The sequence below is a fragment of the Marinobacter nauticus ATCC 49840 genome, from assembly GCF_000284615.1.
Taxonomy (GTDB): Bacteria; Pseudomonadota; Gammaproteobacteria; order Pseudomonadales; family Oleiphilaceae; genus Marinobacter; species Marinobacter nauticus.
In genome coordinates this window covers 1,871,915-1,888,444 of record NC_017067.1, presented here as the reverse complement: position 1 = coordinate 1,888,444, position 16,530 = coordinate 1,871,915, and the positions used below count along the sequence as shown (strand labels likewise).

General features: G+C 57.2%; 15 protein-coding genes and 1 tRNA gene. 9 read left to right on the top strand and 7 right to left on the bottom strand.

What is annotated here, in order from left to right; translation table 11 throughout:
- The first annotated feature begins 50 nt into the window (after nucleotides 1–50).
- Both MARHY_RS08705 and MARHY_RS18360 read left to right on the top strand, forming a co-directional pair.
- On the top strand, nucleotides 51–776 hold the full coding sequence (locus MARHY_RS08705) for a THxN family PEP-CTERM protein (RefSeq protein WP_014421451.1): 726 nt from the start codon (nucleotides 51–53) through the stop codon (nucleotides 774–776).
- Nucleotides 777–957: 181 nt separating this feature from the next.
- Nucleotides 958–2,550 (top strand): diguanylate cyclase domain-containing protein, encoded by a 1,593-nt coding sequence (locus tag MARHY_RS18360; protein WP_014421450.1) that lies wholly within the window; start codon nucleotides 958–960, stop codon nucleotides 2,548–2,550.
- A gap of 1 nt (nucleotide 2,551) precedes the next feature.
- Here the strand turns inward: MARHY_RS18360 and MARHY_RS08695 are convergent.
- Both MARHY_RS08695 and MARHY_RS08690 read right to left on the bottom strand, forming a co-directional pair.
- A tRNA-Leu gene (locus MARHY_RS08695) sits at nucleotides 2,552–2,638 on the bottom strand.
- A gap of 89 nt (nucleotides 2,639–2,727) precedes the next feature.
- Nucleotides 2,728–3,357 (bottom strand): class I SAM-dependent methyltransferase, encoded by a 630-nt coding sequence (locus tag MARHY_RS08690; protein ID WP_014421449.1) that lies wholly within the window; start codon nucleotides 3,355–3,357, stop codon nucleotides 2,728–2,730.
- A 184-nt stretch (nucleotides 3,358–3,541) separates the two neighbouring features.
- On the opposite strand from MARHY_RS08690, the gene MARHY_RS08685 reads away from it, so the two are divergent.
- The 4 genes from MARHY_RS08685 to cydC are packed head-to-tail and all read left to right on the top strand — an operon-like array spanning nucleotide 3,542 to nucleotide 9,271.
- Nucleotides 3,542–4,981, top strand: a complete 1,440-nt coding sequence (locus tag MARHY_RS08685) for a cytochrome ubiquinol oxidase subunit I (protein WP_014421448.1) — start codon at nucleotides 3,542–3,544, stop codon at nucleotides 4,979–4,981.
- A 2-nt stretch (nucleotides 4,982–4,983) separates the two neighbouring features.
- Entirely contained in the window at nucleotides 4,984–5,985 is a 1,002-nt protein-coding gene (cydB, locus tag MARHY_RS08680; protein ID WP_014421447.1) for a cytochrome d ubiquinol oxidase subunit II, read from the top strand.
- Nucleotides 5,986–7,659 (top strand): thiol reductant ABC exporter subunit CydD, encoded by a 1,674-nt coding sequence (gene cydD / locus MARHY_RS08675; protein ID WP_014421446.1) that lies wholly within the window; start codon nucleotides 5,986–5,988, stop codon nucleotides 7,657–7,659.
- The gene (gene cydC, locus MARHY_RS08670) at nucleotides 7,652–9,271 is read left to right on the top strand and encodes a thiol reductant ABC exporter subunit CydC (RefSeq protein ID WP_014421445.1); all 1,620 of its coding nucleotides are present in this window, start codon (nucleotides 7,652–7,654) and stop codon (nucleotides 9,269–9,271) included. Before cydD ends, cydC begins: the two co-directional genes overlap by 8 nt.
- Here cydC and MARHY_RS08665 read toward each other — a convergent pair whose 3' ends face one another.
- On the bottom strand, nucleotides 9,272–10,513 hold the full coding sequence (locus MARHY_RS08665) for a saccharopine dehydrogenase family protein (RefSeq protein WP_014421444.1): 1,242 nt from the start codon (nucleotides 10,511–10,513) through the stop codon (nucleotides 9,272–9,274).
- Nucleotides 10,514–10,671: 158 nt separating this feature from the next.
- Between MARHY_RS08665 and MARHY_RS08660 the strand changes: the two genes are divergently transcribed.
- Both MARHY_RS08660 and MARHY_RS08655 read left to right on the top strand, forming a co-directional pair.
- A complete protein-coding gene (locus MARHY_RS08660; protein WP_014421443.1) occupies nucleotides 10,672–11,001 on the top strand; it encodes a hypothetical protein in 330 nt (109 codons plus the stop codon).
- Between the two features lie 24 nt (nucleotides 11,002–11,025).
- A complete protein-coding gene (locus MARHY_RS08655; RefSeq protein WP_014421442.1) occupies nucleotides 11,026–11,481 on the top strand; it encodes a hypothetical protein in 456 nt (151 codons plus the stop codon).
- A gap of 30 nt (nucleotides 11,482–11,511) precedes the next feature.
- Here the strand turns inward: MARHY_RS08655 and MARHY_RS08650 are convergent, their stop codons facing one another.
- Together MARHY_RS08650 and MARHY_RS08645 are read right to left on the bottom strand one after the other, a co-directional pair.
- Nucleotides 11,512–12,453, bottom strand: a complete 942-nt coding sequence (locus MARHY_RS08650; protein WP_014421441.1) for an electron transfer flavoprotein subunit alpha/FixB family protein — start codon at nucleotides 12,451–12,453, stop codon at nucleotides 11,512–11,514.
- Nucleotides 12,454–13,203 (bottom strand): electron transfer flavoprotein subunit beta/FixA family protein, encoded by a 750-nt coding sequence (locus tag MARHY_RS08645; protein ID WP_011784958.1) that lies wholly within the window; start codon nucleotides 13,201–13,203, stop codon nucleotides 12,454–12,456.
- Between the two features lie 318 nt (nucleotides 13,204–13,521).
- Here MARHY_RS08645 and MARHY_RS08640 point away from each other — a divergent pair, with 318 nt between their 5' ends.
- Complete coding sequence (locus MARHY_RS08640) at nucleotides 13,522–15,174, top strand: electron transfer flavoprotein-ubiquinone oxidoreductase (protein ID WP_011784959.1); 1,653 nt, start codon at nucleotides 13,522–13,524, stop codon at nucleotides 15,172–15,174.
- A gap of 121 nt (nucleotides 15,175–15,295) precedes the next feature.
- Here MARHY_RS08640 and MARHY_RS08635 read toward each other — a convergent pair whose 3' ends face one another.
- Nucleotides 15,296–15,757: an FKBP-type peptidyl-prolyl cis-trans isomerase gene (locus tag MARHY_RS08635; RefSeq protein WP_011784960.1), complete on the bottom strand. Its 462-nt coding sequence runs from the start codon at nucleotides 15,755–15,757 to the stop codon at nucleotides 15,296–15,298.
- A 201-nt stretch (nucleotides 15,758–15,958) separates the two neighbouring features.
- On the bottom strand, nucleotides 15,959–16,525 hold the full coding sequence (locus MARHY_RS08630) for a DUF1285 domain-containing protein (protein ID WP_041655502.1): 567 nt from the start codon (nucleotides 16,523–16,525) through the stop codon (nucleotides 15,959–15,961).
- Nucleotides 16,526–16,530: the final 5 nt, after the last annotated feature.

Sequence of the window (16,530 nt, the reverse complement as noted above, 5' to 3'; positions counted from 1 at the left end):
ACCTTCGAGCGACGGTAAACAAATGACGAAGCCCACAGGGAGTGTCACCAATGAATAAGAAACTATTGATCGCCAGCGCCGCCGTGGCCCTGTTTGCCGCAGGCTCCGCCCAGGCCGCGGTGATTCAGCTAACCGGTGTTAGCGGAATCTGGACCGCCACCAATCCCGTAAGCCCGGCCGTATCGGGTGGTGGAACCAATGAAATCCGTTGGGGAACACCGGCCATTTTCGGAGGACAGCAGAGTGGTTACCGTTTCGACGGCTCAGCGCCCCCAGCCGTCAACGTCAATGAGAACGTTGACTTCAACCTGGGTACCTTCACCCACTACAACTGGCCCATCTTCGAACCGTCACTGAATACTGCCCAACTGACCGTCGAAACCAACCTGACCATCGACGGAATGGCAGAAACCATTTACTCCGTGTTTGAGTTCGAGCATTGGGAAACCCCGAATGCGGGACCTTGCCCAAACAACTCGATTCCCGGGTTGAATGCCAACGGCTGTGGAGACCGGGTCACATTCGCGCTTAACGTCGGCGCCTCTGACTCCTTCCTGATCGATGGCGTTAACTACTTTGTAGATATCTCGGGCTTTTTCTACAACGGTGCATTGGCTAGTGAATTCTGGACCAAGGAACAGAACGATAACGATGCCACACTAAAAGGTGTGATTACCTCCCGGCCGGTTTCCGTGCCAGAACCCTCTACACTTGCCCTGCTTGGCCTGGGCCTGGTTGGCCTCGTTGCGCGCCGTCGCGCAAAGCAGTCCGTCTGAGCCTAAAGTGCCATTCCACCAGCCCCTCCCGCACGAAACGTGCGGCGGGGCTGGTGTCTCCCCGGATGTAAAATCCTGTGTTATGCGGACATTACATACTGTTCAGACAACGCTGATTGCCACAACATGGTCTAAAGTACATTTATTGCAATACTGAACTACCTGGAGACCCCAATCGCCCATGATCAGGTTCGCACGCTCGCTGATTGGGCGCTTTCTACTCTCACTATCCGCCCTGTTGCTGGTGTCTTTGTTTGCCCTGGTTATCTGGGAACGAACCTTTGTTATCCCATCATTGCTCACCGCAGAATCGCGACTGGCGGAGAAGGAGCTCGACAGGATCGTCCTGGCTATGGAAGACAATCATGACGGGCTGGCTGCAATAACCAGAGACTGGGCTAACTGGGATGACAGCTACGCGTTCATTCAGGGACAACAGGCCAACTATACGTCCTCTCATTTCAGCGCTGAGATGTTCGAAGACATTAACGTGCAGTTGATGGTCTTCATTGATATTCAGGCGAGCATCAGATGGGTCGCAGGGCTGGATCCTGCAACAGGTGAATACAGGACCTGCTCCTCCCTTTCCGACAATTGCGAGTGGGCCGGACGCTTTATCCGGGGCTTCGACGCCTTTGATTTCCAACAAGGATATCGCCTGATAGACACGGGGACAGGCGACACCCCCTCACTGATCAGTGCCGAGCCTATTCTCAGAACCGACCGAACCGGGCCTTCCATGGGACTGATTGCCATGGTCCGTCTGATCGACGAGCGGCTCGTTGAAACACTTGAACGACAAACTGGATTGGTAATCGACATCAATACGGTGGCGACAGAGGCTCAACGGCTGAATGAACCTGTCACCAGTCGTCAGGAAACTATCCTCACAGCACAGAAACGTATCGAACCCCAGCGAGGGACTGAAGCTCTGCTGATTACCACTGACCTGCCCCGGGAGCAAACCAATCACTATCGAAGCGCATTCAGATACACCATGGCCTGGACCGTCCTCCTGTTATTAGGCGTCCTTCTGGTGGTTCTCAGCTTATTGTGGGTCCAGGTCATCCGCCCGCTAAAGCAGTTGACAGGTTTCACCCGTAAAACCCGAAGAGACACATTCTGGGAACAGCCCGCTCAGTTTCAGGCGGTTCCACGCGCCCTTAAAACCCGTCGTGATGAAATTGGAAGTCTCGCTCGCAACTTCCAGCGATTGTTGGCGGCACAGAAAACCCGCACCAGCAACCTGGTCAAGCTTTCTCATCAGGATCCACTGACCGGGCTTGCCAATCGTCGTCTGTACGATGAAAAACTGGCACAAGCCCTTTCGCAGAGCCAGTTAGTGTCAGTGTTAATGCTCGATATCGACCATTTCAAGCTCTATAACGACCATTTCGGGCACCAGATGGGTGACGATTGCCTGGTATCCCTGGCCAACCAGATGAAGGAATGCTTCGAGCAACCGGGCTTTGTGGTGGCGCGAACCGGCGGAGAGGAATTCAGTATTCTTTTACCCGGGCAATCCGTCGAAAACGCGGAACAGGATGCAGAGCGCCTCAGAAAACTCATCAAACAGCTACGGATTCCACACCCCAATTCGCCAGTGGCGCCGGTGGTCACAGTGAGTGTTGGCGTGGCATCAACCGCCAATGTCAGGGGACTCGGCCCGGAAATGCTGATGCGCAGAGCCGATGAGGCTCTCTACCAAGCCAAAGCAGAAGGCCGGGATCGAATAAAACGCTACGCTGCCACGGTGATTCAGAGTTCAGACTGAATGGTGCCCGGAGCCGGAATCGAACCGGCACGGCCTTGCGGCCGAGAGATTTTAAGTCTCTTGTGTCTACCAATTTCACCATCCGGGCATCGGAGGGGAGATTCTTGAAGGGCGGAATTGTATAAGGGCCGATGACGTAACGCAATTCTGTTTCCCAACCGCTCTTCAATACGCTTTCTATGCCGCCACCGGCTTGATCGCCCTGCCCTTGTAGATGTAACCCGCGATTTTGGGCGCTTTGGGGATGTAGAGGTTTTCCAGCTCCAGGATTTCGAAACCCGCTTCCCTGATCAGGTCCGCTATATGGCGGTTCAGGTGGCAGCCACCGGCCAGCTTGCGCCAGCCAGGTGTGATTCGATGTTGCCATTTGCGGGTGCCATCGTGGGGGGATTCGCCATGCTCCAGGAACAACAGATTGCCACCCGGCCTGAGTACGCGTTTCATTTGCTGCAGCGCGGCGTGCCAGTCAGGGATGGTGCATAGGGTGAAGGTCAGCAGCACGGTGTCCACGCTGTTGTCCTCCAGGGGTATTTTCTCCCCCGGCAGATCCAGCCACTCTACTTTTATGGGGGAACGTTGCAGGTTGGGTAGCGCTTTTCGGCGCATGCCTTCTGAGGGTTCCAGGCCGTAAACCAGCTCAACCTGGTCCTGGTTGTAGAACTCCAGATTGATGCCAGAGCCCATGCCCACTTCCAGTACCCGGCCCCGGGCCTGCGGAACCACCTGGCTGCGCAGCTTCATCACCTGGCCCATGGAACAGGCCTTGTCTATGATGTGGGGGAGAATTCGTTCCTCGTAAAAGCTCATCTGGCTCACCATAATTGTTTTATATCAAGGGGTGCGACAAACTGCCCTATCGAAATCTGCTACGATTTGCGTAGCATCGTAATCATCTGCCGGTAATAACAACATAACAAAATAAACTATGGCAGCGGCTGAACGGGTTCGCTGACCCGTTTGTTATGACTTGTGCGAGTTACCGGAGGTTCCTATGGAACTAGATCCTCTCATCCTATCGCGAATCCAGTTCGCGTTTGTGGTGTCATTTCACGCCATTTTTCCGGTGTTTACCATCGGGCTAGCCTCCTACATCGCGGTACTTGAGGGCCTCGCCTTCAAAACCCGTAATCCGGTGTGGACCAAACTGTCGAGCTTCTGGACCAAGGTCTTCGCTGTGGTCTTTGGCATGGGCGTGGTCTCGGGCATTGTGATGTCATTCCAGTTCGGTACCAACTGGAGCGCGTTCTCTCAGGCCTCGGCCAACTTCCTCGGCCCCATCCTGAGTTATGAGGTGATCACCGCATTCTTCCTGGAGGCGGCGTTCCTGGGGGTGCTGCTGTTTGGCCGCGACAAGGTACCCGCCGGCGTTCATCTGTTCGCCGCCATCATGGTCGCCACCGGCACCTTTATCTCGTCCTTCTGGATTCTCGCAGCCAACAGTTGGATGCAGACACCGGCCGGTGTCGAATTCCGTGAGGGAGTGTTCCATGTGGTCTCCTGGAGCGAGGCTATCTTCAACCCGTCCTTCCCGTATCGCTTTATGCACATGGCCCTGGCGTCCTTCCTTACCGGTGGATTTGTCGTGGCGGGTGTCAGTGCCTGGTATCTGTTGCGGGGGCGTGAGGTGGAAGCCAATCGCAAGGCACTCTCCATGTGCCTCTGGTTGCTGCTGTTCATTGCCCCGGCCCAGGCGGTTGTAGGTGACTTCCATGGCCTGAATACTCTGGAACATCAGCCCACCAAAGTCGCGGCTATGGAAGGCAACTGGGAAACCTCCCGCAATGTGCCGCTGTTGCTGTTTGCCATTCCCGACCAGGAAAACCAGACCAACCATTTCGAGATTGGCATTCCCAGCCTGGCCAGCCTGATTCTTACCCACGAGTGGGATGGCGAAGTGCCGGGTCTGAATGAAGTGGCGGTCGAAGAGCAACCACCGGTGGCGATTGTGTTCTGGTCCTTCCGGATCATGGTCGGCATTGGTGTCCTGATGATTCTGTTTGCGCTCGCAGGCCTGTTTCTGCGCGCGGGTGGCCAGCTTTACAAGACCCGCTGGTATCTTCAGGGGATGCGCTTTATGAGTATCGCGCCCTTCTTTGCCGTGCTTACCGGCTGGTTTGTGACCGAGGTAGGCCGGGCACCCTGGCTGGTGTACGGCATGATGACCCAGGCCGAATCGGTAACGCCCTCGCTTACCGGCGGCATGGCGCTGTTCACGTTGATCGGCTATATCGTTGTCTATGCCCTGGTGTTCAGTGCCGGCGTGTATTACCTCATGCGGGTGCTTTACGTTGGTCTTGAAGATTCTGACGATGAAGAACATGCCTCTGATCGCCCTGCCCGTCCGCTCTCTGCGGCCCATGTGCCGTTCGAGATTGAATCCGGCTCACACGGCGTTCATCAGGCAAAACCGGCTAACGAAGGGGGGCACTGACCATGGAACTGTTTGATCTCGCCCTCATCTGGGCATTCATTATTGGCTTCGGCATCATCATGTATGTGTTGATGGACGGCTTCGACCTGGGCGTGGGTATCCTGTTTCCGTTCGCTCCGTCGGAAGAGGACCGGGATACCATGATGAACTCGGTGGCCCCGGTCTGGGACGGCAACGAAACCTGGCTGGTGCTGGGCGGAGCCGGCCTGTTGGCCGCCTTCCCGATGGTGTATTCCATCTTCCTGCCAGCACTCTACATTGGTGTGTTCCTGCTGCTGGCAGGGCTCATCTTCCGGGGTGTGGCGTTTGAATTCCGATTCAAGGCTCGTACCTCAAGGTACCTGTGGAACTGGTCGTTTGCCGGTGGCTCTACCATTGCCGCATTCGCTCAGGGTGCTGTGGTCGGGGCTTACATCCAGGGTTTCAATACCGTGAATGGCGCCTACGTTGGCGGCGCGCTGGACTGGCTGACCCCGTTCACCGTGCTGACAGGCCTGGGGATGCTGGCCGGTTATGCCCTGCTGGGTTCTACCTGGCTGATCATGAAAACCGAAGGGCGCCTGCAAGAGTGGGCCTACCGGGTAAGTGCACCACTGCTGATTGCCGTGTTGGTGGTGTTTGGCATTATCAGCGTATGGACGCCCTTTGTTGACGACATGGTGCGGGAGCGCTGGTTCTCCAATCTGAGCGTGATCTGGATTCTGCCGGCCCTGACCCTGCTGTGTGCTTTCCAGATCTGGCGTTCGGTACGCAACCGGTTTGAAGGTATGCCATTCGTCGCCACCATGGGCCTGTTCATCACTACCTACCTCGGACTTGTGGTGAGCAAGTGGCCGTATGTGGTTCCGCCCAACTACACCCTGTGGGATGCGGCTTCCGCTTATGAGTCCCAGCTGTTCCTGCTGCTCGGCCTGCTGTTCGTCATTCCCATTGTTCTGGCCTACACCGCCTGGACCTACTGGGTATTCCGCGGCAAGGTGCGTGCGGGCGAAGGGTACCACTGAGTGGCGGATCCGGCCCGGTTAAAGGTCCGCGCCTGGCTATCGGGTCTGGCCCGCAACAGCCAGCGCTGGATCACCGCAACCGTTCTGGCCGGTGTTCTTGCCGGGCTGGCAACCATCGTACAAATGGTGTTGCTGGCCTGGCTGATTCACCGGGGTGTGATTGAAAAAACGCCGGTTTCCGAACTCACGCCCGTATTTCTGGCCCTGCTTGCGGTTCTGGTGATTCGGGCCGCAGGCCAGGGGCTGCAAACCCGCTTTGCAGCCCGCTGCAGCGAGCAGGTGCGGCGCGATGCCCGCCGGCAACTGCATCATCACTGGAAAGCCACCGGTCCGGTTAATCTGGCGGATACGTCCGCTGCGTCCCTGGCTCGCGAGTGGTTGGACCACGTGGAGGCGCTTCACGGCTATTTCGCGCGTTTTCTGCCGCAGATGACCCTCTCCGTGGTGATTCCCCTGGCCATCCTTGTTCTGGTGTTCTGGCTGGACTGGCTGGCTGGTATTTTCCTGGTGCTCTCTGCTCCGCTCATTCCGCTGTTCATGGCCCTGGTGGGCATGGGCGCAGAAAAGCTGAACCAGCAACATTTCGAAACGGTCAGCCGGTTATCCGGCCAGTTTCTGGATAAGGTACGAGGGCTAACGACGCTTCAGCTGTTCGGGCAAACCGAGGCGGCCAGCCGCACGCTGGAAAACCGTTCCGACCAGTACCGCAAGATCACCATGAAAACGCTGAAAGTGGCATTTTTGTCGTCAGCGGTACTGGAATTCTTTGCCTCTGTGGCGATTGCGGTATTGGCCATCTATATCGGCTTCGGATTGCTGGGTTATATCGAATTTGGCCCAAGCGACGAACTCACGCTGTTCAGCGGATTACTTATCCTGCTGCTGGCCCCGGAGTTCTTTCAGCCCTTGCGCACGCTATCCCAGCACTATCACGACCGGGCGGCCGCCCTGGGGGCCGGTGCCGAGATCCTGGCCCGGCTGGAACAGTCTGTCGACAACGCAGAACCGATCCGGCCAGACAACGGCATTAGCGATCACGGCATTCAGATGTCCGGGGTCACGCTCCGTTACGGCGAAGGCCCGGTCATCTTCAATAACCTGGATATCCGCATCAAGGCCGGCCGGGTGATCGCCCTTACCGGACCCTCCGGTGGCGGCAAGTCGACCCTTTTGCATCTGCTGGCTGGCTTTATTAGGCCCGAGGCGGGTGCTGTTTCAGTATTCGGCGAGGCTCCGGGCAATCAGCCGTTTGGATGGCTTGGCCAGCGGGGCTTCTGGATTCAGGGTACCTGGGCCGAAAACCTTCGGCTAACCACCCCGGATGCGACGGATATTGCCATCGACTATGCATTACGACAGGTGGGCCTGGGTGAGCTGGTGGATAGCCGGGCTGACGGCATTCACAGCCGCATTGCCGAGGATGGTCTGGGGCTGTCCGGTGGTCAGGCCCGCCGTTTAAGCCTGGCCCGTATCTTCCTGGCGGACTATCCCCTGATTCTGCTGGATGAACCGACGGCCGGGCTGGATGCCACCAGCGAGGTGTTCATTCTGGAGGCCCTGCACAAACTCAGCGAATCCGGCAAAACACTGGTGTTCTCCACCCATCATCAGGCGCTGCTGACATTGGCAGACCGCGTATTGATAGTGAATGACGGCGAGGTCCGCGATGCCTGAACTGAAGCCCTGGCTGGCGCTGATTTTCCGTCGCAAAAGTCGCCTTACGGTTGGTGCCGGCTTGCTACTGGGCACCCTGCTTTCCGGTATCGGTCTGCTAGCGTTGTCTGGCTGGTTTCTGACCGAAACCGCGCTGGTTGGTCTGTTGCTGGCGGCAGGGATGCAGGCCTACATCAATCTTTATGTGCCGGGCGGTGGTATCCGTTTTTTTGCGGTGTCCCGAACGGTGTTCCGGTATCTGGAACGCGTGTACAACCACAACACGGTACTGCAGCTACTAACCGATATTCGGGTGGCCCTGTTTGACCGATTGGCGGCCCGGCCACGAACAGAGCGCAGTTCCCGTTCCGGCGCGCAGTGGCTTTCCCGGCTCACAGCCGATGTCGATGCGCTGGACACGCTTTATCTCAGGCTGATTGCCCCCGCCGCCCTGGCAGCCGTGGTTACCCTACTGCTTGCCGCAATGGCGTGGTTACTGTTTGATGGTGTTGTGGCGCTGATTCTGGTGGTGATTCTGTCGCTTTCGTTCCTCCTGTCCACCTGGCTGGTGTATCTACGAACTTACGCTGCCTCCGGACAGTTGAGCGATCAGCAGGAGAGCCTGCGAGGCGAACTGGTTGAGCATCTTGAAGGCTTTGCGGAACTTACCGCCGCTGGCCGCACGGGTAAGCACACGGCCCGGCTGATGCGTCGAAGCGTAGAACTTTCCAGGGATCAGGCCCGGATCGACAGCCGAACCGGCTGGCATCAGGCTGGCTCTCATCTGCTGATCAATGTCGCGGCGGTGGCAGCCTTGTGGCTGGGCTTCCGCCTGTTCGAGCAAGGCACTCTGAGCGGCCCGGTACTGGTTCTCCTGCCCATTGCCCTGCTGGGCCTGGCCGAAGTCTACGCCATGCTCCCGGATGCCTTTGGCAAACTGGGAGCGACTCGTGCTGCTGCGCGCCGCCTGAACTCCGACCACGGTCTGGAAAGGGCCGCGGCATCACCCGCTGGTTCTGCTGGCGAACTGCCGGAGGGCTTCTCTCTTCAGGCCTGCGATATCACCGTGGGTTACGCGGGTTATTCGCCCTTACTCAGTCACTTCACGCTGACGCTTCGCCCGGGCGACACCGTCGGTATCGTTGGCGTCTCCGGCAGTGGCAAATCCACCCTGGCAGATACCCTGGCCGGGCTGGCAGAGCCATCCCGGGGAGAACGTCATTCCCGGCCCTGCGCCTACCTCACGCAAGCGACCGCGGTGTTTGAAGACACCGTGAAAGCGAACCTTCAGTTGGCAAACCCCAACGCCGGGGACGGTGATATGTGGCGGGTACTGGAGATAGTCGAACTGGCGGAACGGTTCGCCCAGGACGCTGAAGGATTGGGTACCTGGCTGGGCAGCGCCGGCAACCGTTTATCTGGCGGGGAGGCCCGGCGCCTGGTGCTGGCCAGGGTGTTACTGAGTCAGGCACCCGTGGTGATTCTGGATGAGCCTTTCACTGGTGTGGACGAGGCAACCCGTACACGGATTTCGCCCCAGATCAGCCGTTGGCTACAGGGGCGCACCGTGGTTTGTCTCGGGCACGGGCCGGAAGCCCTGCTGGCCTCCGACCGTATTCTGCACCTGGGTTGATCAGCGGGTTTCGACCACTTCAAACGTCAGACCGGCATTAGCCTGCAGGCGCTCGAGCAATTTGCCATCGAGCGCCGAGGCCGGTGTCCAGAAGCCACCTTTGACGTCCTCTTTCACATCAAAGGCCAGACACAGACCGGCTTCACCAAGCATTTTTGATGTCGAGCCGTAACCCGGGTCGCGATCGCCCGTCACCTTGGTGATCATGGTCTTGCCATCGGTGGTTTTGCCCACGAAACGCAGGTCGTAGAAACCTTTCTCCTGATCGTCCGGGCTTGGGCCCTCCCCGGGCTTGGGTACCAGCTTTTCCACCACCCAACGTGTTGGCTTGATGGCGGACGCGGTGAAGAACGCACCCAGCGCACCCACCATACCGTAAGCGGTCAGGCGGCCTTTGGTGCCCTTGCCCGTCATGATGGCTTCGTCGTAGGTGAACTCTTTGCCGTAGCGGGCACCCTGCAACGCATTGGAGCGGTGCACCACACGGGTGTTGATGGCCCCCATCACAAACGGGGCCAGCCAGGCGTTGAAGTTCTTGTCAAACTCAGCAGATTTCAGGCTGGGCTGGCGTTTCTCGGAGCGATGCTCCGGCGGGCAGATGGAGAACGGATTGGCCAGTTCCTTGCGCAACTTGGGGTCGGCTCCGGCTTCCTTGGCCACGTTGATCATGGAAGCCACCGTGCCGCCAGAAAGGCCGCCCTTGGCGACTTTCACCCTCATGCGCACGTCCTGGCAGGGTTTGCCAAAGGTTGCTTCCGATTGCTGCTGCAGGAACCAAACGCCCATATCGGAAGGAATCGAGTCAAAGCCACAGCAATGCACAATCCGTGCACCGCTCTTTTTAGCCTTGGCCTCGTATCGCTCGATCATCCGACGGATCCATTGTACTTCACCAGTGAGGTCGCAGTAGTCCGTGCCTGTCTCGGCGCAGACTTTTACCAGAGTCTCGCCGAAAAGAGCGTAAGGGCCCACGGTTGAGATGACCACTCGGGTCTGGCCGCACAGATCGCGTAGCGCAGGCTCGTCTGCTGCATCCGCCAGAATGACCGGTAATGATGCGGCGCCTGCCCCCAGATCCGACTTGAGCTGGTTCAGCTTTCCTTCGGAGCGGCCGGCAATGGCCCATTTGACCTCCTTGGCTACGCCATAGTTTTCCAGAAGGTAGCGAGCCAGAATCTGGCCGACGAAACTGGTGGCACCGAACACGACAAGGTCATAGTTCGCAGCGGTGGTGTCTGTCATGGTCTGTCCTTGTTCAAACGAATGTATGAATGGATGGTAACAGGTTTATTCTGTGGTGCTACTTTCCCGTGAACTCGTGAACCGGCGTCGGGCCGGCCAATCGTTTGTCCTGTGGACTGCGGCACACTCTGCCCAGTCATTGAAGGAGGAGAGCCCCTTTGAGCGTCTTTCTGATTATTATCAGCCTGTTTCTTCTGGCTTTCAGCGCCCTGCTGGTCTGGCAAGTGCTTGAGCAGCGAGAGATGATCAAGCAAATGCTGGAAAGCGAGGATATCAGCGACACACATCAGGATCCTGAGCTGGTGCTTACGTTACGGGTACGGGATCCGATTGCCTTGGCCAAACGCGAATCCCGCACCGGACGGGTGCTGGCCGACCGCCTACCAGTAATGACCCGGAAAATGGTCTATCAGGAAGTGATGAAAGAGCTGGAGCGGGAGCTGGACGAGCGGGACATTGAGGTAGATATGCACATTGAGTATCGCTAGTACAAGAGCAACAGGAGCCCTGCCATGCTGTTACTGATCGTTAGCCTGATGTGTCTGGCCGGCAGCGCAATACTGTTGTTCGCTGCATTCCGGCTGTCCAATGGTAACCGGCGCGACCTGAGAATCCTGAATGCCCATCGAATAGGTGCCCTGAGCGCTATTCAGAAAAGCCGGATGGACCTGATGGAGGTTCGCAACCGCGCCCGGTTGCTGGAAGAAACGGTGTCCGGCGGCGCGACCGCAGTCGAGAAAGTCCACAAAGCCATCGCCAACACCACTTTTGGCCTGATTGACCTGTTTTCCCGGGACGATGAGTTCCGGGACAGCGCCCGCCGGATAAAGCAATCCCACCACCAGAAGAGCGAGCAGGTGTACAAAGTGGTGAGAACCTCTAACCGGGCACTGCATATCCTCGCGGATACACTGATCATTGGCAAAGCGGAAAAACGCATTGTTTCAAAAACAAAGAAGGCGCCCTGAGGCGCCTTCTTTTAGTGCAACTTCAGAAAGTTACAGAACTTTCTTCAGTTCCTCTTCCAGCTGCGGAACTGCTTCGAACAGGTCTGCAACCAGGCCGTAGTCGGCCACCTGGAAGATCGGGGCTTCTTCGTCCTTGTTGATCGCAACGATCACCTTGGAATCAGACATGCCCGCCAGATGCTGGATGGCACCGGAGATACCAACCGCAACGTACAGCTGCGGAGCAACGATCTTGCCGGTCTGACCAACCTGCATGTCGTTCGGCACGAAGCCGGCATCAACAGCGGCACGGGAAGCACCAACCGCAGCACCCAGCAGATCAGCAACCTGCTCCAGCATCTTGAAGTTGTCGCCGTTCTGCATGCCGCGGCCACCGGAGATAACGATACCGGCAGAAGCCAGGTCCGGACGATCAGACTGGGCTTTCTCTTCACCAACGAAGGAAGACAGGCCAGCGTCTTTTACTACGTCCAGCTGCTCAACAGAGGCAGAACCACCTTCAGCGGCTACCGGGTCGAACGCGGTCGGACGAACCGTCACAACCTTGATGCTGTCGCTTGCCTTGACGGTCGCAATGGCGTTACCAGCGTAGATCGGACGCACGAAGGTGTCTTCGGATTCAACGCGGATAATGTCAGAAACCTGGGCAACGTCCAGCAGCGCAGCAACACGCGGCATGAAGTCTTTACCAGTGGTGCCGGCAGAGGTCAGGATGTGGCTGTAACCCTTGCCTACCTCAGCAACCAGCTCAGACAGGTTTTCTGCCAGGAAGTGACCGTAAGCGGCGTTGTCGGCAACCAGCACCTTGTTCACGCCTTCTGCCTTGGCAGCGGCTTCAGCGACGGCGCCTACGTTCTCACCGGCAACCAGCACGTCGATGTCGCCACCGATGGCCTTGGCAGCCGCTACAACGTTCAGAGTAGCCTGTTTCAGGCTGCTGTTGTCGTGTTCAGCAATTACCAGGATGCTCATTTAGATCACCTTCGCTTCGTTCTTCAGTTTATCCACCAGCTCAGCTACGTCAGCCACCTTGATACCAGCCTGGCGTGCAGCCGGGGCTTCGACTTTCAGGGTGGACAGGCGAGCGGCAACGTCAACGCCCAGGTCAGCCGGAGACATGGAGTCCAGCGGCTTTTTCTTGGCTTTCATGATGTTCGGCAGAGAAGCGTAGCGCGGCTCGTTCAGACGCAGGTCTGTGGTAACAACCGCCGGCAGGTTCAGAGCAACTGTCATCAGACCGCCGTCTACTTCGCGGGTTACGTTAACCTTGTCACCGTCAACAACCACTTCAGAGGCGAAGGTGCCCTGGCCCATGCCAGTCAGAGCAGCCAGCATCTGGCCAGTCTGGTTGTTGTCGGAATCGATGGACTGCTTGCCAAGAATAACCAGCTTGGGCTCTTCCTTCTCAACAACAGCCTTCAGCAGCTTGGCCGCTTCGAGGGACTGAACTTCTTCGTCAGTCTCGATGTGGATACCGCGGTCAGCACCCAGAGCCAGGGCAGTACGGATCTGCTCCTGAGAAGCTTTCGGGCCAATGGATACAACAACGATTTCACTGGCAACGCCCTTCTCTTTCAGGCGAACCGCTTCTTCAACTGCGATTTCGCAGAACGGGTTCATTGCCATCTTGACGTTGGCGAGATCAACGCCGGTGTTGTCCGGCTTGACGCGCACCTTCACGTTGTAGTCGATAACTCGTTTTACAGCGACCAGAACCTTCATAGATTCCTCGTTCTTCTACGATGGGTTTAATGAGTCTTCACAGTCAAAGGACCGGGTTGACCCGACCTGACAATGAGACGATACTAAAAATCGACTCAAAACACACGATATTTCGGTGTATACGTACAATGCCAAAGGTTAGTGCAGATTTCAAACAAACGTTTGTTTGATTCTTCAAATGCGTTATCCTTTCGGGACAAATAGCCGTTTTGAGCGGTTTTGGGCTGTCGTCTATACGCATTTTTACCGGTATGATGGCGCCCCTGATGAGGCCTGCGGGCAAACAATATCCATTAAAAGCTGTTTGAGGAGACCAACGTGGAACGCGAATCGATGGAATTTGATGTTCTGATCGTCGGCGGCGGCCCTGCGGGCCTGTCGGCAGCCTGCCGCGTCATGCAACTGGCGCAGGAAGCCGGCGAAGAACTGACCGTTTGTGTGGTTGAAAAAGGTTCTGAGATCGGCGCGCACATCCTCGCCGGCACCGTATTCGAGCCCACGGCCCTGAACGAACTCTTCCCGGACTGGAAAGAGAAAGGCGCCCCCCTGAATACCCCGGTTACCCGGGACGACATTTTCCTGCTGAAGAATCAGGAAAAAGCCACCAAAGTACCCAATGCCTTTGTGCCCAAGAACATGCACAACCACGGCAACTACATCATCAGCCTGGGCAACCTGTGCCGCTGGCTGGCTGAGCAGGCCGAACAGCTGGGCGTTGAAGTGTATCCGGGCTTTGCCGCCTCTGAAACCATCGTTGAAGATGGTCAGGTAAAAGGCATTATCACCGGCGATATGGGTGTTGCCCGTGACGGTTCCGAGAAAGACGGCTATATGCCGGGCATGGAACTGCGCGCCAAGTACACCCTGTTTACTGAAGGCTGTCGCGGCCATCTGGGCAAGCGCCTGATCAACGACTTCAAGCTGGACGAAGGCAAGGATCCGCAGCACTACGGCATCGGCATCAAAGAGCTGTGGGACATCGACCCGGCCAAACACGAGCCAGGTCTGGTTGTTCACACCACCGGCTGGCCGTTGAACGAATCTGGCTCCACCGGCGGCTCTTTCCTGTATCACTTGGAAAACGGTCAGGTTTATGTTGGTCTGATCACCGATCTTTCCTACAGCAACCCGCACCTCAGCCCGTTCGAGGAGTTCCAGCGTCTCAAGTACCATCCGGAGATCAAGAAATATCTGGAAGGCGGCAAGCGTGTTGCCTACGGCGCCCGTGCTATCGCCAAGGGTGGCTACAATGCCCTGCCTAAGATGAGCTTCCCGGGCGGCCTACTGCTGGGTTGTGATGCCGGCACCCTGAACAGCTCCAAGATCAAAGGCTCCCACACCGCCATGAAATCCGGCCTGCTGGGTGCTGAAGCCGTATTCGAGGCCCTGAAGGAAGGTAAATCCGGTGAGGAAATCACCAGCTTCCAGAAGCGTTTCGAAGACAGCTGGCTGTACAAGGAGCTTTACGCCGAGCGTAACTTCGGCCCGGCCATGCACAAGTTCGGCAATATCGTCGGCGGCGCGATTGCCTTCTTCGAGCAAAACATTCTGCGCAGCAGCCTGCCGATCACCTTCCACGACACGACTCCGGACTACGCCACCCTGAAGCCGGCGTCTGAGTGCAAGAAGATCGACTATCCGAAGCCGGATAACAAGCTGACGTTTGACCGCCTGTCCTCGGTGTTCATTTCCAACACCAACCATGAGGAAGATCAGCCGGTTCACCTGAAGCTGACCGACCCGGAAATTCCGCTGAAAGAGAACCTGCCGAAGTACGACGAGCCAGCGCAGCGTTACTGCCCGGCTGGCGTATACGAAGTGGTCGAGAAAGACGACGGCAGCGGCAAGAAGTTCCAGATCAATGCCCAGAACTGTGTTCACTGCAAGACCTGTGACATCAAGGATCCTGCCCAGAACATCACCTGGGTAACGCCGGAAGGCGGCGGTGGTCCGAACTACCCGAACATGTGATCCACGATCACTGTTTCAGAAAACCGGGGCTTGCCCCGGTTTTTTTATGCTCGCAGATTATTCCGGCCATAAAAAACGGCCCCCGAAGGTGCCGTTTTCTGATCAACCATCAGAAGGCATATCAGTGCACGTGGCCGTGCTCTTGCTCTTCGTCGGTTGCTTCGCGGGTTTCTACCACTTCAACGTCGAAGTGCAGGGTCTGGCCCGCCAGCGGGTGGTTGGCATCGATGGTAACGGTTTCGTCGCCAACTTCTACTACGCGAACGACCTGGGGGCCGCCCGGAGTCTGTGCCTGGAACTGCATGCCTGGCTCGATGGTGTCTACGCCCTCGAAAGCAGAGCGCGGAACCGGCTGGATGAGCTCTTCGTTTACTTCACCGTAGCCTTCAGCTGGCTCTACGGAAACTTTAACCTGGTCGCCAGCGTTCTTCTCGGTCAGCGCACTTTCCAGTCCGCCGATGATGTTCTGTGCACCTTCCAGGTATGCCAGGGGCTCACGGCCTTCTACGCGGGAGGAATCGAGTTGCTCTCCCTGGTCGTTAGTGAGCGTGTAATGGATGGTGACAACACGAGGTTGGGCCATGTGATCTCCTTGCGTGTCGCAATGACTGTGTATTTAGATTGTAGGCAATCGAAAGTGATCGTGAACAGCCAGACTGCACAGAGGGACTAACGACCACCGGGCCTCGTTAGAGAGCCAGGCTCGATAACAAGTAAGAAACCACAGTTTAACAAGTGACAGACTGCGTTTTCTACCTTATTCATTGGGGTGGTCAGGCGCTTTTCAACCGCCCTGCCCGATTTCCCAGAATTTTCCGTGACTAAACACCCCGTACACGGTTTTTCCCGCCGCTTCGGTTTCCTCGGCCAGCTCGGCGAGGTTATAGAACGCCGAGGTAACCAGCCGGGCTTCAACACCGTGGCGTACCTGAATAACTGGCCGAGGTTCGCCAGTCTCAGGGTAAGAGCCAACATGTAATCGGTGTTGCTCGCCAATCTCCAGGGTTTCGCCCATGTTGGTGGCCAGGGTAATAACCTGCTCCGCGCCCTCGCCTTTCACTTCCAGGCCATGGGCCAGCAGTGGTGCGTCCTCAACCCGGATACGCCATTTCTCGACCGGCGTAACCAGGTAGTACTCGCCGTCGCTTTCCCGCCTGAGAATGGTAGAGAACAGCTTTACCGTGGCCTCCCGGACGATGGGCTCACCTTTGAAGACCCACTGGCCGTCGCGGGTGATCACCAGATCCATATTGCCGGAAAGTTCGGGGTGCCATTTATCCAGCGGTGGCAGATCCCTGCTCTTGCCGGCATCTTCGAGGGATTTGGCAATGTCATCGGGTGTCCGGTTCATGTTTT

Bases quoted from the DNA above. Each gene is read 5' to 3' on its own strand.
- MARHY_RS08705 (WP_014421451.1), top strand. From the start codon at position 51: ATGAATAAGAAACTATTGATCGCCAGCGCCGCCGTGGCCCTGTTTGCC.
- MARHY_RS18360 (WP_014421450.1), top strand. From the start codon at position 958: ATGATCAGGTTCGCACGCTCGCTGATTGGGCGCTTTCTACTCTCACTA.
- MARHY_RS08690 (WP_014421449.1), bottom strand. From the start codon at position 3,357: ATGAGCTTTTACGAGGAACGAATTCTCCCCCACATCATAGACAAGGCC.
- MARHY_RS08685 (WP_014421448.1), top strand. From the start codon at position 3,542: ATGGAACTAGATCCTCTCATCCTATCGCGAATCCAGTTCGCGTTTGTG.
- cydB (WP_014421447.1), top strand. From the start codon at position 4,984: ATGGAACTGTTTGATCTCGCCCTCATCTGGGCATTCATTATTGGCTTC.
- cydC (WP_014421445.1), top strand. From the start codon at position 7,652: ATGCCTGAACTGAAGCCCTGGCTGGCGCTGATTTTCCGTCGCAAAAGT.
- MARHY_RS08665 (WP_014421444.1), bottom strand. From the start codon at position 10,513: ATGACAGACACCACCGCTGCGAACTATGACCTTGTCGTGTTCGGTGCC.
- MARHY_RS08655 (WP_014421442.1), top strand. From the start codon at position 11,026: ATGCTGTTACTGATCGTTAGCCTGATGTGTCTGGCCGGCAGCGCAATA.
- MARHY_RS08650 (WP_014421441.1), bottom strand. From the start codon at position 12,453: ATGAGCATCCTGGTAATTGCTGAACACGACAACAGCAGCCTGAAACAG.
- MARHY_RS08645 (WP_011784958.1), bottom strand. From the start codon at position 13,203: ATGAAGGTTCTGGTCGCTGTAAAACGAGTTATCGACTACAACGTGAAG.
- MARHY_RS08635 (WP_011784960.1), bottom strand. From the start codon at position 15,757: ATGGCCCAACCTCGTGTTGTCACCATCCATTACACGCTCACTAACGAC.
- MARHY_RS08630 (WP_041655502.1), bottom strand. From the start codon at position 16,525: ATGAACCGGACACCCGATGACATTGCCAAATCCCTCGAAGATGCCGGC.